Genomic DNA, 21,813 nt, shown 5'->3' with positions numbered 1-21,813 from the left:
GGGTGCAGATCGGGATACTGGGGTCATTCGAAGTTCGCGCGGACGACGGCGTGGTGGCCGACGTGCCGGGCGCCCGGCTGCGCGGACTGCTCATCGCTCTCGCGCTCGAGCCGGGTCGCGTGGTGCCGAAGGCGACGCTCGTCGACTGGATCTGGGGTGAGAACCCGCCGGCGGACGCGGCGAACGCGTTGCAGCGCTTGGTTTCCCGCCTGCGGAAGGTGCTTCCGGACGGCGAGGTCGAGGGCCGGGCCGCCGGTTACCGGCTGACCGTGGACCCCGACGCCGTCGACGCCGTGCGGTTCGAACGCCTCGTCGCCCGGGCCGGCGACGATGTCCGGCAGCTGCGTGAGGCGCTGGCGTTGTGGCGGGGCCCGGCCATGCAGGACGTCGGCCTGACCGAGAGCGCCGCGTTCGACGCCGCGGTCACCCGGCTCGAAGGACTCCGGCTGGCCGCCCTCGAGGACCGTTTCGACGCGGAGACCGACTTCGGCCAGGGTGCCGTCACCGAGCTCACCGACCTGGTGGCCGCGCACCCCGCCCGGGAGCGGCTCGTCGGCGCGTTGATGCGCGGCCTGGTCACGACCGGCCGGGACACCGAGGCCCTGCGCGTCTACGAGCGCACACGCGAGACGCTGGCCGACGAACTGGGCGTCGACCCGTCGCCGGAGCTGGCCGCACTGCACGTCGCGCTGCTGCGCGGCGAGCTGACCCGGCGCGAAGAGCCTCGCAAGACGAACCTGCGCGCCGAGCTGACCAGTTACGTCGGCAAGGACGACGACGTCGCCGCCGTCCGCGGGCTCGTCACCGAACACCGGCTCACCACGCTGGTCGGACCAGGCGGCTCGGGCAAGACCCGCCTGGCCACCGAGACGGCGCGCACACTGCTCGGCGACGTCCCGGACGGCGCCTGGCTGGTGGAGCTCGCGCCGACCGAAGGCGACGTGGCCCAGGCGACGCTCGCCGCGCTCAAGCTGCGCGACGCCCTGCTCGGGGACGCGTCGGAGGCTGAACCCACCGACCGGGTCATCGCCGCGCTGCAGGACCGCGACATGGTGCTGGTCCTGGACAACTGCGAGCACGTCATCGAGTCCGCGGCCGCCTTCGCCCACCGGATGCTCGGCGAGTGCCGCCGGCTGCGCATCCTCGCGACCAGCCGCGAACCCCTCGGCATCACCGGTGAGGCGCTGTGGCCGGTCGCCCCGCTCGCCCTGCCGGCCGAGGACGCCGACCCCGCGAAGATCGAGGAAGCTCCGGCCGTCCGGCTGCTGCGGGACCGAGCCGGCGCTGTGCGCAACGACTTCGTGGCCGACGCCCCGACGCTCGCCCGCGTCTGCCGGGCGCTGGACGGGATGCCACTGGCCATCGAGCTCGCCGCGGCCCGGCTGCGCACGATGTCCCTCGATCAGCTCGCCAACCGCCTCGACGACCGGTTCCGCCTGCTGACCGGCGGCAGCCGCACCGCGCTGCCGCGGCACCGGACGCTGCGCGCGGTGATCGACTGGAGCTGGGAACTGCTCTCCGACGACGAACGCGCCGTCCTGTGCCGGCTCTCGGTGTTCGCCGGTGGCGCGAGCCTGGAGGCGGCCGAGCGGGTCTGCGCGACCGACGCGGCCGAGGAGCTGCTGACCGCGCTGGCCGAGAAGTCGCTGGTGGTCACCGAAGGCGACCAGGCGCCGCGCTACCGGATGCTCGGCACGATCAAGGAGTACGCCCAGCAGCGGCTCGCCGAAGCCGGCGGCACGGACTCGGCGCGCCGGGCGCATCTCGCGTACTTCACCGAGTTCGCCGAGACCGCGGAACCGCACCTCCGCCGGGCCGGCCAGCTGAAGTGGCTCGCCCTCCTCGACGCCGAACACGACAACATCGCCGCCGCGATGCGCGGGGCCCTCGCGGCCGGCGAAGCACCCGAGGCGATGCGGCTCGCGGCGGCCGCGGGCTGGTACTGGTGGCTCGCCGGGCACAAGACCGAAGGCAGCGAGCTGCTCGTGGCGGCCACCGCCGTTCCCGGCGAGGTGTCCGAAGAAATCCGCGCCACGGTGTACGCGTTCGTCACGGGGTTCCTGACCGCCGGCCGCGAAAGCGACCAGAACCAGGCGATCGAGTGGATCCACCAGGTGCACGAGATCGCGTCGCGCCTCCCGCACCCGCACCCGGCGGTGTCGCTGGTCGCCGCGCTGGAGCGCATGGTGCAGTCGCCGGACGCGTTCGCGTCCGCGTGGGAACCGCTGATCACCGACGAAGACCCGTGGGTGCGCGCCCTGGCCCGGTTGCAGCTCGGCAAGATGCGGATCCAGCTCGGCCGGGAGGGGCAGGACGCGGACGCGTACTTCGAAGCGGCCCTCGCCGAATTCCGCGCGCTCGGCGAGCGGTGGGGCACTTCGTTCGCCCAGACCGAGCTGGCTGACCTCATGGCCATGCGCGGCGACTTCGCCGGGGCGTGCGAGCACTACGAAGCCGCGATCGCGATCGTCACCGAGGTCGGTGCCATCGAGGACGTCGTGCGGATGCGGGCGCGGCAGGCTCAGCTGTACTGGCTGTCCGGGGCCGAGGCGTCGAGCGCCGCCTCGATCGCGGAAGCCCAGCGGTACGCGGAACGGGTCGCCTGGCCGGAGGCGCTGACCGAGCTGGCCCTCTCGAAGGCGGAGCTCGCCCGCTGGAGCGGCGACACCGCGCAGGCCCGTCGCCAGCTCGACGTCGCGACGGCGATGCTCGGCTCCGCGGCCGAACGAGCCCAGGTCCGCGCCGTTGTCCAGGACCTCCTCGGGTATCTCACCGAGGATCCCGCCGAAGCCCGCGAGCACCGGGCCGAGGCGTTGGCGGCGGCGGCCGAGGTGGGCCACCCGCCCCTGACCGCGCAGGTTCTCGTCGGGATCGCGGATCTGGCGCTGCGGCGCGAGGAGTACGAGCAGGCCGCGCGGCTGCTGGCGGCGAGTGCCGGCGTGCGCGGCCTGCCGGACCGCTCCCGGCCGGACCTGGCCCGGATCGAGAAGGTCACGCGAAGCCGCCTCGGTGACGGGGGGTTCACCGAGGCGGCTGAGCAGGGAGCGCGGGCGGACTGGCGGGAACTCGCCGAGGTCACGCTCGCTTCTTGAACGTCGACCGCGCCCAGAAGTAGCCGGCGAGGGCGATGCCGAGGCACCAGGCGACGGCCGTGATCGCGTAACCGGCGGACGGGGTGCCGTTGAGCAGCCCGCGCACGGTCTCGATGATCGGCGTGAAGGGCTGGTACTCGGCGAACTCCCGCAGGCCCGGGCCCATCTTGTCCGCCGGGGCGATCGCGCTGCTGAAGAACGGCAGCATGACCAGCGGCACGGACGCCAGGCCGGCCGTCTCCGGGGACTTGGCGAACAGTCCCAACGCGACGGTCAGCCAGCCGGCCGCGAAGGCCAGGAGCACGACCACGCCGAGCACGCCGAGCCAGTCGAGGAAACTCGCGTTCGGCCGGAATCCCAGCGCGAAGGCCACTCCGACGAGGGCGGCGATGGCGACCAGGTTCGTCAGGACGCTCGCGACGACGTGCCCGGTCAGCACCGCGCCCCGCGAGACGTCCATGACCTTGAACCGGTTGATGATGCCCTTGGTCATGTCGGAGTTGACCGACGTCGCGGTGGCCCCGAGGCCGTAGCAGATGGCGAGCAGCATCAGGCCGGGCGTCGCGTAGTCGACGTAGTTCACTCCGACGTCGAAGGCGTCTCCCAGCATGTAGACGAACATCAGCATGATCACGATCGGCATCAGGACCGCGTTGAACACCGAGGTCGGGTTCCGGGCGATGTGCTTGAAGTTGCGGCGCAACATGACGGTCTGGGCGCTCATTTCGCTGCTACCTCCGTGGTGTTGTGGCCCGTCAGGGCGAGGAAGACGTCGTCGAGGTCGGGGGTGTGGACGGAGAACTCTTCGGCGCTGATGGCGTACTCGTCGAGCCGGTCGAGCAGGTTCCGCAGTGACTTCGTGTCGCCGTCACCGGGAACGCGCAGGGTCAGTGCCTCGTCGTCGCGCGTGGAGCCGGAGATGACCCGCGCAGCCGCGTCGAGTTCGGCGACGCCGGTGAACCGGAGCCGGACGTGCGTACCGGGGATCTGGCGCTTCAGTTCGCCGGGCGTGCCCTGGGCGACGATGCGCCCGCGGTCGAGCACGGCGATCTTGTCGGCGAGCTGGTCGGCTTCGTCGAGGTACTGGGTGGTGAGGAAGATGGTGACGCCGTCGGCCACGAGGTCCTTGACGATGGACCACATGGTGCGCCGGCTGCGCGGGTCCAGGCCGGTGGTCGGTTCGTCGAGGAAGATGATCCGCGGGTCGCCGACGAGCGTCATGGCGAGGTCGAGCTTCCGCCGCATGCCCCCGGAGTAGGTCGAGGTGGGCTTCCCCGCCGACTCGGTCAGTTCGAACCGCTCCAGCAGCTCCCCGACGACCCGCTTACCGTTCTCGACCGGGCTCAGATCGACCATGAGCTGCAGGTTTTCCTGCCCGGTGAGCAGCTCGTCGACGGCGGCGAACTGCCCGGTGACGCCGATGGCCTTCCGGACGGCCTTGGCATCGGAATCGATGTCATGCCCGGCGACGCGCACAGTCCCGCCGTCGGCTCGGCTCAGCGTGGTGAGGATGTTGACGGTGGTGGTCTTCCCGGCCCCGTTCGGCCCAAGAAGGGAGAAAACGCTCCCCGAGGCGACATCGAGATCGATGCCATCGAGCACGACTTTGTCTTGGTAGGCCTTCCGGAGGCCCGTCGCGGTGATCGCTGAAGTGGTCATGGGAGGACTCTGAACGCCCGCCCTGACACGCACCTGACCCCGAACTGACACCGTGACTGTCACGACCACGGATCGGTAGCTTCCTCGCATGACCGACTCCGATCCCAAGGCCGATCTGCGGCGATACCTGCAGGCGGCGCGCGACGCGCTGGTGTGGAAGCTCGACGGCCTTTCCGAGTACGACATGCGCCGGCCGGTGACGCCCACCGGGACCAACCTGCTCGGCCTCGTCAAGCACATGGCCGGTGTCGAGCTCGGTTACTTCGCCGACACGTTCGGCCGGAAGTTCCCGGAGTCGCTCCCGTGGTACGACAACACGGACGCCGACCCCAGCGCCGACTTCTGGGCGTCCGAGGACGAGTCGCACGACGACATCGTCGGGCTCTACCGGCGCGTCTGGGCGTTCGCGGACGAGACCATCGAGTCGACCCCGCTGGACGCGGCGGGCGAGGTCCCGTGGTGGCCGCCGGAGCGCCGCGAGACGACGCTGCACCGGGTGCTGGTGCACGTGACCGCCGAGATCCACCGGCACGCGGGCCACGCGGACATCGTCCGCGAACTCATCGACGGCACCATCGGTTTGCGGGCCGACGCGTCGAACCTGCCCGATCTGGACGCGGACAAGTGGGCGGAGTACCGCGGGAAGCTGGAGCGGGTCGCCCGCGCGGCCGGCTCGGCGCAGTCGTAGCGAGGGCAACGAAAAAGGGCCGCCCACTCTACTGTGGACGGCCCTTGACCTGCGGTGGATCTGGGAGGAGCTTATTCGAACCCAACCGAACGCGGGGGCCAGGGGGCTTGCCCCCGGCGGGGCGTGGGGGCTCGGCCCCACAGGACACGCGGAACAGAAAAGGCCCGCGCCCTCTGCGGGCACGAGCCTGGAATCTGTGGAGCTGAGGGGAATCGAACCCCTGACCTTCTCGATGCGAACGAGACGCGCTACCAACTGCGCTACAGCCCCTTGGTTGTGCTCGTAGAGCTTAGCAGTGCCCTACGAGCACTTCGCGGAGGGGGTCACTCTCCGACGGCCCGGCGATAAGGCCCGGTCCCGGGCTCGTCGAGCTCCTCGAAAGCCGGGTCCTCGTCATCCAGATCCACGACCACCGCACTGCGGCGAACCCGCGAAGTCGGCGACGGACGGCGCTCGACGACATCCCGGCGGACCGGGTCGACGACGTCCACATCCTCGACGTCCTCGACCGGCTCGTCCTCGACCGCGTCCGCCACCGGAGCCGAAGCCGAAACCGAAGCTGAAGTCGGTGTCGAAGCCGAAGGACGCGGCGTCGAACGCCGGGGCGTACGACTGCTGTTGAAGCGGGCCAGCCGGCGCTGCCGGATCTCCTCCTCGATCCGCACCTGGCGGCGCAGGTACACGAGGTAGCCGACGAGCACGACGTCGACCGCCGCGTGGCCCCACCAGACCAGCGGCATGACGAAGCCGGCGACGGCGGCCGTGATCACCGCGATCGCAAGCAGGATGACGACGATGCGCTGCCGGAAGCTGTACTTCGCGCGCGCCGCCATCTCCGCGGCTTCGGGGTCGAAGCCGCCGCGGCCGGGACGGTAGGCCGCCCGCTCGCGTTCGGCCCGCTCGGCCCGCTCCGCGCGGGAGGGCTGCGGGAGCGGCTCGGGCTCCGGCTCCTCGTACTCGTCCTCGAGTTCGAGGTCGGCTTCCAGCTCCGCGAGGTCGTCCTCGACCGATGGCCGGGACTTCACGGTCTCCTCGGACATGGCGAATTCCTCCCGGTCTTCGTTGCGTCCACTGCGTACGACCCTGGCCGCCAGCGCGGAGTCGGCCGTATGGGCCACCTGCTGCCGCCGGCGCGCGACCATGGGCACGAGAACGACGAGCCATGCCGCGGCGAGCGCGACGATGATCACTGAGCTGGGCATCCCCCGTCACCTCCCCCGATCCGTCACCTGAAATCACGCTAGTCACAGGAGTAACAGATCGGACGGAGGCTCGCCGGGTTGGATCACGGAAATGCCTCACCGGATTAGGTGAATCTCACAGCATGTGGTAACGCGCTCACGGTCCCAGGTGGGTAATGGCCGTCAGGCGTAGCCGGCGCGGCCCGCCGCGACCAGCCGCGACACGAGCCCGGCACCGGTCTCCTCGCGCGTGACGGCGAAGCAGTAGTGGTCTCGCCAGGCGCCCGCGACGTCGAGGTAGCGCTCGAACAGGCCCTCCTGCCGGTAGCCCGCCTTGGTGAGAACCCGCAGGCTGGCGGCGTTTTCCGGGCGCACGGTGGCCTCCAGCCGGTGCAACCCGGCCACGCCGAAGGCATGGTCGGTGACCAGCGCGACGGCGGCCGTCGCGACCCCGCCGCGGACGACGTCGGACGACACCCAGTAGCCGATCCAGGCGGACCGCAGCGACGCCCGGATGACATTACCCACAGTGATCTGGCCCGCGAGCCGACCGTCCACGGTGATGGTGAACGGCAGGCACTGACCGCGCCGCGCGAGCGACCGCAACGCCGCCCACTGCGACGGCCATGACCAGAAGGCGTTGCGTTCCGGCCACGGGCCGATGCCGGTCGGCTCCCACATCTCGAGGTGGGCCCGGTCCCGGAGCCGGATCCGGCTCCACTCGCCGGCGTCGCGCAGTCGCACCGGCCGGATCACGACCTCGCCGGCGGGCACCCGCAGCGGGCCGAGCCGGGCAGGCCAGCCCGGGTGCCGGCTTTCGACCGGGTAGGACAGCCCCGACACGTGGTTCATCAGGCGCGTTGCGCGAGGAAGGTGACCTGCACCTGCTCCCCGGCGGGGACGTCGGTCAGCTCCTCCGGCACGTTGATCAGGCAGTTCGCCTCGGCCAGCGACGCGAGCAGGTGCGCCCCCGACTGGCCGAGCGGCTGGACGAGGTACTCGCCGTTGGACTCGTCGCGCAGGAGCTGGCCGCGGAGGTAGCCGCGCCGGCCCTCGGTCGACGTGATCGGCGACAGCAGCCGGGCCCCGACGATCCGCCGGTGCGGGTTGCGCGTCCCGCGGGCCGCCCGGATCAGCGGCCGGACCAGCACCTCGAACACGACCAGCGCGCTCATCGGGTTGCCGGGGATGAGGAACGTCGGCACCGAGTCGGGGCCGAGCCTGCCGAACCCCTGCACCGAACCCGGGTGCATCGCGATCCGCGTCATATCGATCCGGCCCAGGTCGGACAGCGCCGCGTGGACCTCTTCGCCGGTGGCGCCCCCGGCGCCGCCCGCGACCACGACGATCTCCGACATCAGCAGCCGGCCCTCGACGATCTCCCGCAGCCGCTTCGGCTCGCTCGGCACGATGCCGACCCGGCTGACCTCGGCGCCCGCGTCGCGAGCGGCCGCGGCGAGCGCGTAGGAGTTGACGTCGTAGACCTGCCCGACCGACGGCGTCCGGTCGATGTCGACCAGCTCGTCGCCGACCGACACGATCGACACCCGCGGCCGCGGGTAGACGAGGACCTTGGCCCGGCCGACCGCGGCGAGCAGGCCGACCTGCGCCGACCCGATCGTGTCGCCGCGGCGCACCGCGACGTCGCCGATCTGGACGTCCTCGCCGGCGCGGCGCACGTAGCCGGCCGACGGCACCGAGCGGTGCACGGTGACCCGGGCCTGGTGCCCGTCGGTGTAGGCGAGCGGCACGACCGCGTCGGCCAGTGTCGGCAGCGGCGCGCCGGTGTCGACGCGCACGGCCTGGCCGGGCTGCAGGCGCCGCGGCTGGCGCGAGCCCGCCGCGATCTCCCCGACGACCGGCAGCTGCACCGGCTCCTGCCCGGCGGTGCGCACGTCGACGCTGCGCACGGCGTAACCGTCGATCGCGGCCTGGTCGAAGCCGGGCAGCGCGTGCTCGGCGACGACCTCCTCGGCGCAGAGCAGCCCCTGGGCCTCGGAGATCGCCACGCGCACCGGCTGGGGCCGGACGGCGGCGTCCAAGGTCATCGAGATCTGCGCGTCGACCGAGCGCAGCTCGGTCTCGTCCCCGGCCACTTCGGGCGGTGCCGCGTCGAGGGATTCCGTCATGGGCGTTCTGTCCCGATCCGTTCCGTCAGCCACGCCCGTAAAGATGGACCGTACTCGGGCGTTTCAAGCGCGAAATCGACCGCGGCGCGCAGGAAACCACCCGGATTCCCCAGGTCGTGGCGTCCGCCGCGGTGCACGACGACGTGCACCGGGTGTCCTTCGGAGATCAGCAGGGCGACCGCGTCGGTCAGCTGCAGCTCGCCGCCGCTACCCGGCGTGATCCGCTTCAGCGCGTCGAAGATCGCCCGATCGAGCAGGTAGCGCCCGGCCGCGGCGTACGTCGACGGCGCGTCCTCCGGCTTCGGCTTCTCGACCATCCCGTGCACGCGCTTGACGTCTTCGTCGTCGGTGTCGGTGACGTCGAAGACGCCGTACGGCGAGATCTCGGCCTTCGGGATGTCGAACGCGCAGAGCACGCTGCCGCCGTACCGCGCCCGCACCGCGCTCATCCGCCCGAGCACGCCGGTCGGGAGCACGAGGTCGTCCGGCAGGAGCACGGCGACGGCCTCGTCGTCCGGGTTCAGGTTCGGCTCGGCCTGCGCGACGGCGTGGCCGAGACCGAGCGCCTGCTCCTGGATGGCGGTCTCGACGGCGAGCAGGCTGGATCCGCGGCGCACCTTTTCGAGCAGCTCGGTCTTGCCCTTGGCCTCGAGGTTCTTCTCGAGCTCGGGCTGCTCTTCGAAGTAGCGGACGACGGCGTCCTTGCCCGGTGAAGTCACGATGACCAGGCGCTCCGCGCCCGCGGCGGCGGCTTCGGCCGCGACCAGCTCGATCCCCGGCGTGTCCACGACCGGCAGCAGTTCCTTGGGCACGGCCTTCGTCGCCGGCAGGAAGCGCGTCCCGAGGCCGGCGGCCGGCACGATGGCGGTTCTGAACGTCTGGGTGGTTGCGGCGCCCGTCATGGGCGCAGAGCCTAACGTGAGGTCATGCACGCGCTGGGCAATGAGCACCTGAGCAAGGCGGAGTGGCGTGACCGGTTGACGCGTGCCCGGGCGGACCAGACCCCGGAATCGCACGCCCGGGAAGCGTCCGCACTGGTCAGCGCAGTGTCGAAGGTCACATCCGGAACGGTGTGCGCGTACCTGCCCTTCGGCACCGAACCGGGCACGGCGGCGCTCGTCGACGCGCTCGCGGCCGGCGGCGCGCGGGTGTTGCTCCCGGTCATCCGGCCGGAGCCGGGTCCGCTCGACTGGGCCGAGTACACCGGCGAGGCCGATCTCGTGGCGAGCCGGTTCCGCGGGATCCGCGAACCCGGGGGAAAACGCCTGGGTACCGAGGCCGTGGGGGCGGCCGAGCTGGTCCTGGTGCCCGCGCTGGCCGTCGACCACCGGGGCGTCCGGCTCGGGCGGGGCGCCGGCCACTACGATCGCTCGCTGGTGTTCGCCGCGGCCGGCGTGCCCCTGCTGGCCGTCGTCCGGGACGAAGAGCTGGTCGAACGGCTGCCCGGGGAGCCCCACGACGTGCGCATGAGCGGGGCCCTGACCCCTGCTCGCGGCGTGCTCGACCTGCCGCTGTGAGCAAGCAGGAATTGCTTTCGGGGAATGTCTTCAAGCACAATTGAGTTGGCACTCTGGTCGGATGAGTGCCAGCAAAGGAGCCCTCAGTGCCTACGTACCAGTACGCCTGCAAAGAATGCGACCACCGGTTCGAAGCCGTGCAGTCGTTCTCGGACCCCAGCCTGACCGTGTGCCCGCAGTGCTCCGGCACGTTGCGCAAGGTGTTCAGCTCGGTCGGCGTGGTCTTCAAGGGCAGCGGGTTCTACCGCACCGACTCGCGCGATTCGGCCAAGTCGAGCACCACCGCGACCCCGGCGAAGACCGAGACCAAGACGGAGTCGAAGTCCGAGTCCAAGTCCGAGACGAGCTCGGCATCCTCCTCCTCGGGTACGACGAAAACCACCGCCGCGGCTTCCTGACCGCGGAGTTGTCCACAACACCCCGGTTGTCCACAGATGCCGGACGCGGCCCTTCCGGCGGCCCGTCCGGCTTCCCTAACGTCGATCAGGTGCGGCACGCCGTCGCACCCGATCCGACCGAGGGGGCACCGTGGACGTGCTGGCGAGGTTCCGCACTCCTGATCTGACCCGGCTGCAGGGCCGGCGCGCACGGCTCGTCCGCCGCTGGCTCGCCGCCGGCCTGCTGCTGGCCGGGGCGCTGCTGTTCGCACACCCCGGTTCCGCGCGGGGCGCACCGACGACTCCGACCGTCGTCGCGGCACACGACCTCCCCTCCGGCGCGGCTCTGCGCGCTCTCGACGTCCGACTGGCCGACCTCCCCGATTCCGCACGTCCGGCGGGGGCGTTGAGCACGCTGGACGGCATCGACGGCCGCCTGCTGGCGGGCGCCGTGCGCGCCGGCGAACCCCTGACCGACGTCCGGCTGGCGACGACCCTCCCCGGCTCGGGTGATCCCGCGGCGGCGACGGTGCCGGTGCGCCTGGCCGACGCCGGCGTCGCCGAGCTGCTGGAGCCGGGCCGGCGCGTCGACGTCGTCGCGGCGCCGGAGCCGGGCGTGCCCGCGTCCGTCCTGGCCGGCGGCGCGACGGTGGTGGCGGTGGGACAGCGGGAGACGTCCGCGGCGAAGGGTCCGCTGGTGCTGCTCCGGCTCCCCGAGGCGATCGCGACGAGGGTGGCGGCGATTTCACTGGAGCGTCCGGTAACGGTTACTCTCCGCTAGCCCATCCCCCGTCCCTGTTCGTGAGGAGAGCAAGTTGTTCAAGGGTTTCAAAGACTTCCTGATGCGCGGCAACGTCGTCGACCTCGCCGTCGCGGTGGTCATCGGCTCGGCGTTCACGGCGATCGTCACGGCGTTCACCAACGGTCTCATCAAGCCGCTGATCAGCACGATCGGCGGCACGGACGCCGCGCAGGGGCTCGGCTACCAGATCTTCGAGAACAACAAGGCCACGTTCCTGGACTTCGGCGGTGTGATCAACGCGGCGATCAACTTCGTGCTGGTCGCGGCGGTGATCTACTTCGTGATCGTGCTGCCGGTGAAGAAGATCCAGGAGCGGCGCAAGCGCGGCCAGGAGCCGGGCCCGTCGGAGCCGACCGACGTCGAGCTGCTCATCGAGATCCGCGACCTGCTGCGCGCCCAGTCCCAGCGCGACAACGGCCGCGACTGAGCGGATCAGCGATCGTGGTGCGGTGGCCGGTTCTCCCGGTACCAGTCGTCCGGGAGCCCGGTGCGCCGATCGGGATCGCGCTCGTCGGAGGTCGTCTCGGGCAGGACGTCCCCGAAGATCTCATCGACCCGGCGGCGCTGCTCGCTGGTGGTCTTGGGGTCGCGATTCTGGCCGGACATGCCCCCAGTCTCCCACGACGCGGTGATTGACAACTCCAGAGCGAACCTACGGCCCGTTCACGACGGTCCGCCGTCGACGAGGGCGTCGAGCCGCTCCCGCTGCTCCCGGCTCAGCCGGACCCCGGCCGCGGCGACGTTCTCCTCCAGGTGCGCGATCCGGCCCGTCCCCGGAATCGGCAGGATCACCGGCGAGCGCGCCAGCAGCCAGGCGAGCGCCACCTGAGCGGCAGTGGCTCCCAGTTCGGCCGCGATACTCGCGATCACGCCCGCGTCGGCCGCCGCCGGAGTCACCGGCCGCCACGGGAGGAACGCGATCCCCGCCTCGGCGCAAGCCCGCAGCACCGGCTCGTGCTCCCGGTCGAGCACGCTGTACCGGTTCTGCACGCTGACGATCTCGACGAGCTCCCGGGCGCGAGCCAGCTCGTCGGCGGTCACTTCGGACAGCCCGATCCGCCCGACCTTCCCGGCGGTCTGGAGCTCCCGCAGCGTGCCGAGCTGGTCGGCGAGCGGCGTCGCGGGGTCGATGCGGTGCAACTGGAGCAGTTCGATCCGCTCGACCCGAAGCCGGCGCAGCGCCTGCTCCACCTGCTCGCGCAGGATCGACGGCCGGGCGTCGAGCCGCCACTCACCGCCGGGTCCGGTGCACGCGACCCCCACCTTCGTGGTGATCACCAGCTCGTCCGGGTAGGGGTACAACGCCGACGCGAGCAGTTCCTCGTTGGCCCCGCCGCCGTAGAGGTGAGCGGTGTCGATCAGCGTGACACCCAGCTCGACGGCCCGCCGCGCGACCGCGATCGCCTGGTCACGCGCGGAGTCCACCGGCAGGTGCATCGCCCCGAAGCCGAGGCGGCGCACCTCCAGGTCTCCGCCGATGCGGAAGTGCGAAGGGATCAGACCTCTTCGAGGCCCGAGAGCTCGTCGATCACGTGCGGCACGAGCGAGGTCAGCGTCGCCATCCCGTCGCGCACCGCGGACCGCGACCCGGCGAGGTTGACCACGAGCGTGCTGCCCGACACCCCGGCGAGCCCGCGCGAGATCCCCGCGTCCACGGCTCCGGCGGCGAGCCCGGACGCCCGGATGGCCTCGCTGATGCCGGGGATCGGCCGGTCGAGCACGCCGGCGGTGGCGTCCGGCGTGCGGTCACGCGGCAGCACACCGGTGCCGCCGACCGTGATCACCAGGTCGGCGCCGCCGATCACGGCGGTGTTGAGCGCGTTGCGGATACCCGCGGTCTCGGCCTCGACGACCACGACACCGTCGACGATGAAACCCGCTTCTTCGAGCAGTTCCGTGACCAGCGGGCCAGTGGTGTCCTCGTGCTCGCCGTGCGCCACGCGATCGTCCACGATGACCACGAGGGCCCGGCCCAGCCGTTGTGCACTCCGTTCCATGGCGCCCACCGTAGTCGGTTTCGCCCTTGCGGCGCCGGGAGGTGCCGGGTGAGTTCTGACGATTCCGTGACGTGCCCGCGCGCGGGCGGGCACGCCGGTCCGCGGCCCCCTAGCGTGGCCGTGTGCGCGTACTGGTCACCGGCGGAGCCGGGTTCATCGGGTCCCACATCGCCGATCTGCTGGCGGACGGCGGTGACGAGGTCATCGTGCTCGACAACCTCCTCCCGACGGCCCACGGCTCCCGAACCCCGCCCGCGTACACCGGCAGGCACCGGTTCCTGCGCGGCGACGTCACCGACACCGAGATCGTCGCCGAGCTGCTGGACGGCGTCGACGCGGTCTGCCACCAGGCGGCGGTGGTCGGGCACGGCGTCGACCCGTCGGACGCGCCGTCGTACGCCCTGCACAACGACTACGGCACGGCGGTCCTGCTGGCCGGGATGCACGCGGCCGGCGTGCGGAAGCTGGTGCTGGCCTCGTCGATGGTCGTCTACGGCGAAGGCCGGTACGAGTGCCCGGACGACGGCGTCGTCCCGCCGTCACCGCGCCGCGCGTCCGATGTGGACGCCGGCCGGTTCGAGCCGCGGTGCCCGGCCTGCGAAGCCGAACTCAGCTGGCGGCTGGTGCCCGAGGACGCACCGCTGAACCCTCGCAGCACGTATGCGGCGACGAAGCTCGCGCAGGAACACCTGGCCGGCGCGTGGGCGCGGCAGACGGGCGGCAGCGTGTGGGCGATGCGCTACCACAACGTCTACGGCCCGCGAATGCCGCAGAACACCCCGTACGCGGGGGTGGCGTCACTGTTCCGTTCGGCCCTGGAGCGCGGCGAAGCGCCACTGGTGCTGGAGGACGGCCGCCAGCAACGCGACTTCGTGCACGTCCACGACGTCGCCAGGGCAAACGTCCTGGCTCTCCGGACAGCCGGCCCGGCCGGCGACATCACACCGGTCAACGTCTGCTCCGGCACCCCGCACACGGTCGGCGAGCTGGCCGAGGAACTGGCGCGCGCCTGCGCCGGCCCAACCCCGAAGGTGGCCGGCGGCGCCCGCGCGGCAGACGTCCGCCACGTCGTCGCCGACCCGGCCCGCGCCCGCGAACTGCTGGGCTTCACCGCGGAAATCGGCTTCGCGGAGGGAATCGCCGACTTCGCGACAGCGGAACTGCGCGACCCGGTCACCTCCGATACGGACCGGTGAGGCGGCGCACCACGCCAACCACGGTCAGGCATCCCTTGCAACCGCGAAGAGATCGTGATCACTCGCGCTGGGCATGAGCCGGTTGTGATCGTTTCCCTTGACGACTACCAGTCACTCAAGGAAATCGTCTACCTGCTTCGCGGCCCGGAGATTGGAAGGCCCCAAGCTCACGGCTTCCGGGGTTACTGGTCACCCCGGATCGCAACGAGGACCAGGTCCACTACGGGAAGTAGCTCAGGACAGCGCCAGCGGCAACCGCACCTCGAAGCGGCACCCCGGACCGTGGTTGTGGACGCCGATCTTCCCGCGGTGGGCCTCGACGAGCCCCTTGGTGATGGCCAGGCCGAGCCCGCCGCCGCTGGTCGTCCCGCCACGCTCGGGCGTGCGGGCCTGGGTGCCGCGGAAGGCGACGTCGAAGACCCGGCTGATCTCGTCGTCGGGAATGCCGCCGCAGGAGTCGTCGACGGCCAGGAGGGCCTCGTCGCCGTCGACGCCGATCTGCACCGCGACCGTCCCGTCGGGCGGGGTGTGCCGGATCGCGTTGGACACCAGGTTCCGCACGATCCGGGCCAGTTCCGGGTCGCTGCCGGTCACGACCGGCCAGGTCGACGCGTTGGCGAGCACCCGCACGCGTTTCCGCTCGGCGACCGGTGACTGGGCGGCGACGGCGTCGCTGACCACGTCCCGCAGCGGCACCGCGGACATGGTGAGCTCGAGCGCGCCGGCGGTGATGCGCGACAGCTCGAACAGGTCGCCGACCATCGCGGACAGCCGTCTGGTCTCGCCGCTGATCCGCTGGGCGTAGTCGGCTACCTCGTGCCGCTGGGACACCACGCCGTCGGCCAGCGCCTCGGCCATCGCCTGGATACCGGCCAGGGGGCTGCGGAGGTCGTGGCTGATCCACGCGACCAGCTCGCGTCGTGACGCCTCGGCCGCGCGTTCGCGGTCGCGTGCCTCCCGCTCCCACACGCTGCGGCGCGCGATCGCCCGGCCGAGGATGATCGCCGCCGGCACGGTGACCAGGGCGACGAGCAGGCAGACCAGCAGCATCGTGGTGAGCGCCGGGGTGAACATGAACCCGCTGACACCCAGCACGCCGACCAGCGTCGACAGCACCGGGATCAGCACCAGCACCGTGAGCGTGGTGGCCAGCGAGCCACGGCGCAGGGCGTACAGCACCACGCCGCCCAGTGCCGCGACAGGCAGGGAGAACAGCAGCGCGAACGGCAGGATGTGCCAGAGATGCGTCATCATCTCCGCGGCGGATTCACCAGAGCCGATCACGGCTGCCCCCGGTCGTAGCGGTAGCCGACACCCCACACCGTCGCCACCCGGGCCGGCTTGGCCGGGTCGCGCTCGATCTTCTCGCGCAACCGTCGCACGTGGACGGTCACCGTGGACTGGTCGCCGAAGTCCCAGCCCCACACCTTCTCGAGCAGGTCCGCGCGAGAGTAGGCGACGCCGGGGTGGGCGAGGAAGAACGCGAGCAGATCGAACTCCCGCGAGGTCAGCGGCAGTTCGCGGCCGGCGAGCGTCGCGGTGCGCGCGGTCATCTGCAGGCGCAGGTCGCCGTCCGCCAGCTCGGCGGCGGCCGGTGCCGGGCGCGGCATCCGCGCGCGGCGCAGCACCGAGGCGACGCGCAGGGCGAGTTCCTTGGGGCTGAAGGGTTTCGTGACGTAGTCGTCGGCGCCGAGCTGGAGCCCGGCGATCCGGTTCTCCTCCTCGCCGAGGGCGGTGAGCATGACGATCGGCACCTGGCTGACCTGCCGCAGCCGCTTGCACACTTCGAGGCCGTTGATCCCCGGCATCATGACGTCGAGGACGACGAGGTCCGGCTCGTGGGCGGCGAACCGGGCCAGCCCCTGGGCGCCGTCGCCGGCCTGGTCGACGGTGAACCCGGCCACCTCGAGGTAGCGGCGCACGACGTCACGGACCGTCTCGTCGTCGTCGACCACGAGCACGCGTCCGGCCTGATCGTTCATCACGTCTCCCTCACCAGCCGGTCAGCAGCAGGTGGTTGACCGCCAGCGCCGTCGCCGCCTGGGCGGCGAGCCACCACCGGTGTCCGGGCCGCGGCAGCAGGGCCGTCATCGGCAGCAACCACACCCCGAACGGTAGCCAGATTCGTTCGGTCTCGGCTTTCGACAGGCCCGAGACGTCGGCGAACACGATGGTGAGCAGGGCGGCGACGCCGAGGAGCAGCACCGGATCGGTGACCAGGCCACGACCCGGGCGGGGCAGGAAGGCGTCGGCGAGACCCCGGCGGAGGGCGGCCACCACCGCGGGGCCGAGTGCGACGACCACCGCCGCGAGATCCGCCCAGACCCAGTACGAGTAGGGCCGGACGAGCGCCACGCCCTGGTAGTAGCGCTCGACGACGAGGTGGTAGCCGTCGAGCCACCAGAAGCCCGCCCACGCGAAGACGCCCACGACGGCCAGCGCCGCTGCGACGGCGAGGGCGGCGGCCCGCCACTGCCGGCCGAGGACGGCGACGGCCAGCGCGAGCAAGCCGAGCAGCACCAGGCCGTACGAAAGGAAGATCCCGAAGCCGAGCAGCACGCCGGCCGCCAGCCCGGCCGGCACGGCGTACCGGCGGCCGTGGCCGAAACCCTTGGCGGACAAGGCGAGCAGCGCCAGCCCGGTGGCGGTCGCCCCGGCGAACAGGCCGTCCGCCGACACGCCGATCCACACCGCGCCGGGAGTCAGGACGGCGAAGGGCAGCACCGCGCGGGCCGCGTCGGGCCGGCCGAGCAGGGCGACCGTCGCGGGCACGGCCACCGCGACCAGGCTGCCGACGAGCACGACGGCCGTCGCGGCCCACGCGCCGCCGTGCAGGCCGAGCCGGTCCAGCCAGACGAAGACGAGCGTCGCGCCCGGCGGGTGCCCGGACACGTGCGTCGTCCACGAGTCCGGCTGGAAGTCGAGGATGCGGGAGGAGAACTCGCGCAGCATCCGCGGGATGTCGGTGATGCCGGGCACCTCGTGGAGGTACTCCTGCGGAATGGTGAGGTGCCCGGCGAAGCCGCGCGACCAGCCGTCGACCATGGCCAGCGAGAAGATCCAGGCGAGGGAGGCCAGGTAGCCAGCGGCGAGCGCCCGGCGCCACGGCAGGCGGGCGGCCAGCGCCGGGCCGTGGAGCACCACGGCGACGGCGATGAGCACCGCGAAGACCGAACCGGGGCCGACGTGCGGCAGCCAGTCGGCGAACAGCGGCGGCGACGAAACGAAGATGACGACACCGGAATGCGGCCGGTTGTAGTAGATGCCGACCGCGGCGGCCGCGGCCACGAGCACCACGGCCGCCGCGACGGCGAGGAGATCGGCCCGGTGGGCGCGACGTCCGGGCCGATCGGGTGCCGGGAGTTCGGGTTCGCGGGCAGGCGGCTCGGCGAGCCGGGCTGCCGGGTTCGGCTCGCTCATCGCTGTCCACCCTAGGTCCACGGCGGTGGTTCCGCGGGCCGGCGAAGGCAGCCGTAACGACCCGGTAAGAACTCCTCACTCGTCATGATTCAGTAAGGAGCGCAAGGGTTTTCCGCGGTCCACCCCGGACTTACGGTCGGCGCGTGACTGATACGGAAGTGGACGTCGTCCTCCCTTGCCTCGATGAAGCGGGCGCCCTGCCCGGAGTGCTGGCCGGGCTGCCTCCTGGCTACCGCGCGATCGTGGTCGACAACGGTTCGGCCGACGGCTCGCCCGAAGTGGCGGCCTCGCTCGGCGCGAAGGTCGTCCACGAGCCGCGCCGCGGCTACGGCGCCGCCGTGCACACCGGCCTGGAGGCCGCCACCGCGGACATCGTGTGCTTCGCCGACGCCGACGGGTCCCTGGACCTCGGCGACCTGCCGCGGCTGGTGACCGCGGTCGAGGACGGCGCCGACCTGGCCGTCGGACGGCGGGTGCCGACCGGGCCCGGGGTGTGGCCGTGGCACGCGCGGGCCGGCAACGTCGTGCTGGCGCAGCTGCTGCGGCGCCGCGGGTTGCCGGTGCGGGACATCGCGCCGCTGCGCGCCGCTGACCGGCGGGCGCTGCTCGGCCTGGGCGTCACGGACCGCGCGTTCGGCTACCCGCTCGAGCTGCTGATCAAGGCTCAGCGGGCCGGGTGGCGGGTACGCGAGTTCGACGTCCGCTACGGCGAGCGCGCCAAGGGAACGAAGTCGAAGGTGTCCGGCTCGGTGCGGGGCACGCTGCGCGCGGTCCGCGACTTCGGGCGGGTGCTGGCGCGATGACGACCCGGTTCGTCCTGCTGGTCGTGGCCAAGGCACCGGTGCCGGGGCTCGCCAAGACCCGGCTCTGCCCGCCGGCGACACCGGCCCAGGCGGCGCGGATCGCCGCGGCCGCACTGCTCGACACGCTCGACGCCGTGTGCGCCGTCCCCGGCGCCGCGCCCGTCGTCGCGATGACCGGTGACCTCGGCGCCGCCGCCCTGGCCACCGAAATCGGCCTGGCGCTGCGTCGCGTCACCATGATCCCGCAGCGGGGCTGGGACTTCGGCGCCCGGCTGGCGAACGCCCACGCGGACGCCGCCGCGGTGCACGCGGGCCTCCCGATCCTGCAGATCGGCATGGACACCCCGCAGGTCACACCGGAGTCGCTCGCCGCGGCGGCCGCGCCGGTGGTGCACGGCGGGCACGACTCGGTGCTCGGCCCGGCCGAGGACGGCGGCTGGTGGGCGCTGGCGCTCGCCAACCCGCGGCACGCGCAGGTTCTCGCGGGCGTCCCGATGTCGCAGGACGACACCGGTGAACGCACTCTGGACGCCCTCACCGCGTGCGGGCTGCGACCGCGGCAGGCCGCCCGGCTGTCCGATGTGGACACCATGGTGGACGCCCGTGCGGTGGCGGCGGCGTGCCCGGACGGCCGGTTCGCCCGCGCCGTCGCTGCAGTGACAGGGCGGGCGGTCGCATGAAGACGGCACTCATCGGCAACGAGTTCGACCGGGGCCTGCTGGGCCAGCGGTGCTGGCTCGAACTGGCCACCGGCGAGCGGGTCGACCTGCCGGTCGAGCGGTGGACCGCGCCGTCCGATGGCGACGAGGTCCTGCTCGACTCCTGCGCCGGGCCGACCCTCGACATCGGCTGCGGCCCGGGACGGCTCACCGCGGCCCTGGCCGCGCGCGGGGTCGTCGCACTCGGCGTGGACAGCTCCCGCACGGCCGTGCGGCTGACGCACCGTCGCGGTGGGAGTGCGTTGCACCGCAATGTCTTCGACCACGTGCCCGGCGAAGGACGGTGGCGGCACGCGCTGCTCGCCGACGGCAACATCGGCATCGGCGGTGACCCGGTGGTCCTGCTGCGGCGCGTGGCGCAGCTGATCGCCGGCGACGGTGACGTCCTCGTCGAATTGGAACCGCCCGGGCGCGGGCTGCGGCACGAGCGCGTCCGGCTGCGGCCCGGGCACACCGACAGCGCCTGGTTCACCTGGGCGTGGGTCGGCGTGGACGCGATCGCCGAAGTGGCCATGCGTGCGGGGCTGCGCGTCGGCTGGACCACCCGGCACGGCCACCGCTGGTTCGCCCGGTTGGAGCGGTCGTGAAGCTGCCGATCCCGAAGGAAGAACAGTTCACGGCGCCGGCGCACCACGAGCGCGTGACGTCGAAGATCGGCCTGGCCCTGGCGGTCACGTTCACGACGTGCTTCGTGACCGGCCTGATCAGCCACCTGATCCAGCACCCGCCGGAGTGGTTCTTCTGGCCCAGCCGCCCGGTCGGGCTGTACCGCGTCACGCAGGGGCTGCACGTGATCTCCGGCGTGGCGTCGATCCCGCTGCTGCTGGCGAAGCTGTGGAGTGTCTACCCGAAGCTGTTCGGCCGGCCGCTCGTCCGCTCGCTTCCCCACGCCCTGGAGCGCCTCTCGATCCTGGTGCTCTCGGGGGCGGCGTTCTTCGAGCTGACGACCGGGCTGCTGAACGTCGCGCAGAACTACCCGTGGGGCTTCTACTTCCCGCAGGTGCACTACGCGGTCGCGTGGCTGGCGATCGGGTCGATCCTGGTGCACGTCGCGGTGAAGCTGCCGGTCATCCGGCGAGCGCTGAGCCGGGGAACACCCGAGGAGGAGCCGCCGGCCGCCGGGCTGTCCCGGCGCGGGTTCCTGCGGACCACCGGGCTCGCGACGGGCGTCGCCGTCGTCGCCACCGCGGGTGCGACGGTTCCCTTCCTGCGCGGTGTTTCCGGCCTCGCGTGGAAGACCGGCAAGGGAACGCAGAACCTCCCGGTGAACCGGACGGCGGCGGCCGCGGGCGTCACGTGGCCGGCGGACTGGCGGCTCTCGGTGGTGACCCCGCGCGGCACGACGAAGTTCTCGCTCGACGAGCTGCGCGCGCTGCCGCAGACGACCGCGGAGCTGCCGATCGCGTGCGTCGAGGGCTGGAGCCAGTCGGCGACCTGGCGCGGGATTTCCCTGCCCACGCTGCTGAAAGCCGTCGGCGAGGCACCGGGCACGGCCGTGCGAGTGTCCTCTTCGGAGCGTTCCGGGCTGTACGGCGTCAGCGTCCTGCCCGGCGAGCACACGGCCGACGACTTGACGCTGCTCGCGCTGGAGCTGAACGGTGAGGTGCTCGACCTCGACCACGGCTTCCCGTGCCGGATCATCGCCCCGAACCGGCCCGGGGTGCTGCAGACGAAGTGGGTCACGAAGCTGGAGGCGCTGTGAAGACCGCTCGCGCTCTGCTCGCCTTGCCGGGCCTCGCGGCGCTGGCCTGGGGTGTGGTGCTGTTCGTCGAGTACGCGTTCCCGTTGCGCCCGGACGTGTTCGGCACGGTCGGCTGGATCGTCGGCGGCCCGCTGCTCAACGACGGCGTCGTCGCCCCGCTGACGGCGGTGCTCGGCGTCGTCCTGGCCCGCGTCCTCCCGCGTCCCTGGAAAGTCCCGGTGGTCACTGGCACGGTGCTCACCGGAGTCCTGCTGATCCTGGCGTTCCCGCTCCTCTGGCGCCCCTACGGAACCCCGCCGATGCCCGGCCTCCACGACGGCAACCCGGCCCTGGGCCTGGCCCTCACCTTGGCCGCGGTCTGGCTGGCCGTCCTCCTGACTCCCCTCGCCCGCCGTGTCGTCCGCCCAAGCACGCGTGCCGTCCCTCCAGACACACGTGATGCCTCTCCAATCACGCGAGATGCCCCCTCGATCACGCGAGATGCCCCTCCAGACACGCGAACCGACTCCCCGGGCACCTGAACCCGGCCAC

General features: G+C 72.2%; 24 protein-coding genes, 1 tRNA gene and 1 pseudogene. 13 read left to right on the top strand and 13 right to left on the bottom strand.

Going from position 1 to position 21,813, the window contains the following annotated elements; translation table 11 throughout:
- Window positions 1-2: 2 nt before the first annotated feature.
- Window positions 3-3,092 carry an AfsR/SARP family transcriptional regulator gene (locus ACZ4TR_RS06750; protein WP_465286072.1) on the top strand — a complete coding sequence of 1,030 codons (3,090 nt, stop codon included), beginning with the start codon at window positions 3-5 and terminating at the stop codon, window positions 3,090-3,092.
- Here ACZ4TR_RS06750 and ACZ4TR_RS06745 read toward each other — a convergent pair.
- Both ACZ4TR_RS06745 and ACZ4TR_RS06740 read right to left on the bottom strand, forming a co-directional pair.
- Complete coding sequence (locus ACZ4TR_RS06745) at window positions 3,076-3,816, bottom strand: ABC transporter permease (protein WP_465286071.1); 741 nt, start codon at window positions 3,814-3,816, stop codon at window positions 3,076-3,078. The genes ACZ4TR_RS06750 and ACZ4TR_RS06745 overlap by 17 nt on opposite strands.
- The gene (locus ACZ4TR_RS06740; protein WP_465286070.1) at window positions 3,813-4,751 is read right to left on the bottom strand and encodes an ATP-binding cassette domain-containing protein; all 939 of its coding nucleotides are present in this window, start codon (window positions 4,749-4,751) and stop codon (window positions 3,813-3,815) included. Before ACZ4TR_RS06740 ends, ACZ4TR_RS06745 begins: the two co-directional genes overlap by 4 nt.
- Window positions 4,752-4,839: 88 nt before the next feature.
- Between ACZ4TR_RS06740 and ACZ4TR_RS06735 the strand changes: the two genes are divergently transcribed.
- On the top strand, window positions 4,840-5,439 hold the full coding sequence (locus ACZ4TR_RS06735; RefSeq protein WP_465286069.1) for a DinB family protein: 600 nt from the start codon (window positions 4,840-4,842) through the stop codon (window positions 5,437-5,439).
- Window positions 5,440-5,636: 197 nt separating this feature from the next.
- Here the strand turns inward: ACZ4TR_RS06735 and ACZ4TR_RS06730 are convergent.
- From ACZ4TR_RS06730 to ACZ4TR_RS06710, 5 genes are all read right to left on the bottom strand, one after another.
- Window positions 5,637-5,709 (bottom strand) — tRNA-Ala (locus tag ACZ4TR_RS06730).
- Window positions 5,710-5,762: 53 nt separating this feature from the next.
- Window positions 5,763-6,641 carry a divisome protein SepX/GlpR gene (sepX, locus tag ACZ4TR_RS06725; protein ID WP_465286068.1) on the bottom strand — a complete coding sequence of 293 codons (879 nt, stop codon included), beginning with the start codon at window positions 6,639-6,641 and terminating at the stop codon, window positions 5,763-5,765.
- Window positions 6,642-6,803: 162 nt separating this feature from the next.
- Window positions 6,804-7,472 carry a GNAT family N-acetyltransferase gene (locus tag ACZ4TR_RS06720; protein WP_364518693.1) on the bottom strand — a complete coding sequence of 223 codons (669 nt, stop codon included), beginning with the start codon at window positions 7,470-7,472 and terminating at the stop codon, window positions 6,804-6,806.
- Window positions 7,472-8,749, bottom strand: a complete 1,278-nt coding sequence (glp, locus tag ACZ4TR_RS06715) for a molybdotransferase-like divisome protein Glp (protein ID WP_364518691.1) — start codon at window positions 8,747-8,749, stop codon at window positions 7,472-7,474. Before glp ends, ACZ4TR_RS06720 begins: the two co-directional genes overlap by 1 nt.
- Window positions 8,746-9,651 (bottom strand): UTP--glucose-1-phosphate uridylyltransferase, encoded by a 906-nt coding sequence (locus ACZ4TR_RS06710; protein ID WP_465286067.1) that lies wholly within the window; start codon window positions 9,649-9,651, stop codon window positions 8,746-8,748. Before ACZ4TR_RS06710 ends, glp begins: the two co-directional genes overlap by 4 nt.
- 24 nt (window positions 9,652-9,675) lie before the next feature.
- Between ACZ4TR_RS06710 and ACZ4TR_RS06705 the strand changes: the two genes are divergently transcribed.
- The 4 genes from ACZ4TR_RS06705 to mscL all read left to right on the top strand — a co-directional run bounded on the left by ACZ4TR_RS06705 (window position 9,676) and on the right by mscL (window position 11,872).
- Window positions 9,676-10,266 (top strand): 5-formyltetrahydrofolate cyclo-ligase, encoded by a 591-nt coding sequence (locus tag ACZ4TR_RS06705; RefSeq protein ID WP_465286066.1) that lies wholly within the window; start codon window positions 9,676-9,678, stop codon window positions 10,264-10,266.
- An 86-nt stretch (window positions 10,267-10,352) separates the two neighbouring features.
- The gene (locus ACZ4TR_RS06700) at window positions 10,353-10,664 is read left to right on the top strand and encodes an FmdB family zinc ribbon protein (RefSeq protein ID WP_364518685.1); all 312 of its coding nucleotides are present in this window, start codon (window positions 10,353-10,355) and stop codon (window positions 10,662-10,664) included.
- A gap of 130 nt (window positions 10,665-10,794) precedes the next feature.
- Complete coding sequence (locus tag ACZ4TR_RS06695) at window positions 10,795-11,424, top strand: SAF domain-containing protein (protein ID WP_465286065.1); 630 nt, start codon at window positions 10,795-10,797, stop codon at window positions 11,422-11,424.
- Window positions 11,425-11,458: 34 nt separating this feature from the next.
- A complete protein-coding gene (mscL, locus tag ACZ4TR_RS06690) occupies window positions 11,459-11,872 on the top strand; it encodes a large-conductance mechanosensitive channel protein MscL (RefSeq protein ID WP_364518681.1) in 414 nt (137 codons plus the stop codon).
- Window positions 11,873-11,877: 5 nt separating this feature from the next.
- Here the strand turns inward: mscL and ACZ4TR_RS06685 are convergent, their stop codons facing one another.
- From ACZ4TR_RS06685 to ACZ4TR_RS06675, 3 genes are read right to left on the bottom strand one after another with little or no spacing between them, the layout of a single operon-like run.
- Entirely contained in the window at window positions 11,878-12,051 is a 174-nt protein-coding gene (locus ACZ4TR_RS06685; protein WP_364518680.1) for a hypothetical protein, read from the bottom strand.
- Between the two features lie 57 nt (window positions 12,052-12,108).
- Window positions 12,109-12,906, bottom strand: a complete 798-nt coding sequence (locus ACZ4TR_RS06680; RefSeq protein WP_465286064.1) for an aldo/keto reductase — start codon at window positions 12,904-12,906, stop codon at window positions 12,109-12,111.
- A gap of 35 nt (window positions 12,907-12,941) precedes the next feature.
- Window positions 12,942-13,442 (bottom strand): MogA/MoaB family molybdenum cofactor biosynthesis protein, encoded by a 501-nt coding sequence (locus ACZ4TR_RS06675; RefSeq protein ID WP_013230045.1) that lies wholly within the window; start codon window positions 13,440-13,442, stop codon window positions 12,942-12,944.
- Between the two features lie 122 nt (window positions 13,443-13,564).
- On the opposite strand from ACZ4TR_RS06675, the gene ACZ4TR_RS06670 reads away from it, so the two are divergent.
- Together ACZ4TR_RS06670 and ACZ4TR_RS06665 are read left to right on the top strand one after the other, a co-directional pair.
- Entirely contained in the window at window positions 13,565-14,638 is a 1,074-nt protein-coding gene (locus ACZ4TR_RS06670) for an NAD-dependent epimerase/dehydratase family protein (protein ID WP_465286063.1), read from the top strand.
- A gap of 54 nt (window positions 14,639-14,692) precedes the next feature.
- A pseudogene (locus ACZ4TR_RS06665) lies at window positions 14,693-14,791 on the top strand (type II toxin-antitoxin system Phd/YefM family antitoxin); the annotation flags it as partial.
- Between the two features lie 81 nt (window positions 14,792-14,872).
- Here ACZ4TR_RS06665 and ACZ4TR_RS06660 read toward each other — a convergent pair.
- From ACZ4TR_RS06660 to ACZ4TR_RS06650, 3 genes are read right to left on the bottom strand one after another with little or no spacing between them, the layout of a single operon-like run.
- Window positions 14,873-15,922 carry a sensor histidine kinase gene (locus ACZ4TR_RS06660; RefSeq protein ID WP_465286062.1) on the bottom strand — a complete coding sequence of 350 codons (1,050 nt, stop codon included), beginning with the start codon at window positions 15,920-15,922 and terminating at the stop codon, window positions 14,873-14,875.
- Window positions 15,919-16,620 carry a response regulator transcription factor gene (locus ACZ4TR_RS06655; RefSeq protein ID WP_465286061.1) on the bottom strand — a complete coding sequence of 234 codons (702 nt, stop codon included), beginning with the start codon at window positions 16,618-16,620 and terminating at the stop codon, window positions 15,919-15,921. The genes ACZ4TR_RS06660 and ACZ4TR_RS06655 overlap by 4 nt, the downstream gene beginning before the upstream one ends.
- 10 nt (window positions 16,621-16,630) lie before the next feature.
- On the bottom strand, window positions 16,631-18,058 hold the full coding sequence (locus tag ACZ4TR_RS06650) for a hypothetical protein (RefSeq protein ID WP_465286060.1): 1,428 nt from the start codon (window positions 18,056-18,058) through the stop codon (window positions 16,631-16,633).
- Window positions 18,059-18,216: 158 nt separating this feature from the next.
- On the opposite strand from ACZ4TR_RS06650, the gene ACZ4TR_RS06645 reads away from it, so the two are divergent.
- From ACZ4TR_RS06645 to ACZ4TR_RS06625, 5 genes are read left to right on the top strand one after another with little or no spacing between them, the layout of a single operon-like run.
- Complete coding sequence (locus ACZ4TR_RS06645; protein WP_465286308.1) at window positions 18,217-18,861, top strand: glycosyltransferase family 2 protein; 645 nt, start codon at window positions 18,217-18,219, stop codon at window positions 18,859-18,861.
- Window positions 18,858-19,541 (top strand): TIGR04282 family arsenosugar biosynthesis glycosyltransferase, encoded by a 684-nt coding sequence (locus ACZ4TR_RS06640; protein WP_465286059.1) that lies wholly within the window; start codon window positions 18,858-18,860, stop codon window positions 19,539-19,541. The genes ACZ4TR_RS06645 and ACZ4TR_RS06640 overlap by 4 nt, the downstream gene beginning before the upstream one ends.
- Window positions 19,538-20,167, top strand: coding sequence for a methyltransferase domain-containing protein (locus tag ACZ4TR_RS06635; RefSeq protein ID WP_465286058.1), 630 nt, complete (start codon window positions 19,538-19,540; stop codon window positions 20,165-20,167). Before ACZ4TR_RS06640 ends, ACZ4TR_RS06635 begins: the two co-directional genes overlap by 4 nt.
- Window positions 20,164-21,282 (top strand): molybdopterin-dependent oxidoreductase, encoded by a 1,119-nt coding sequence (locus ACZ4TR_RS06630; RefSeq protein ID WP_465286057.1) that lies wholly within the window; start codon window positions 20,164-20,166, stop codon window positions 21,280-21,282. The genes ACZ4TR_RS06635 and ACZ4TR_RS06630 overlap by 4 nt, the downstream gene beginning before the upstream one ends.
- A complete protein-coding gene (locus ACZ4TR_RS06625) occupies window positions 21,279-21,803 on the top strand; it encodes a hypothetical protein (RefSeq protein ID WP_465286056.1) in 525 nt (174 codons plus the stop codon). The genes ACZ4TR_RS06630 and ACZ4TR_RS06625 overlap by 4 nt, the downstream gene beginning before the upstream one ends.
- Window positions 21,804-21,813 lie beyond the last annotated feature (10 nt).

Source organism: Amycolatopsis sp. NPDC028719, assembly GCF_055565395.1.
Note: the sequence above shows the minus strand (reverse complement) of the source record. Positions and strands in the feature narration are given on the sequence as shown.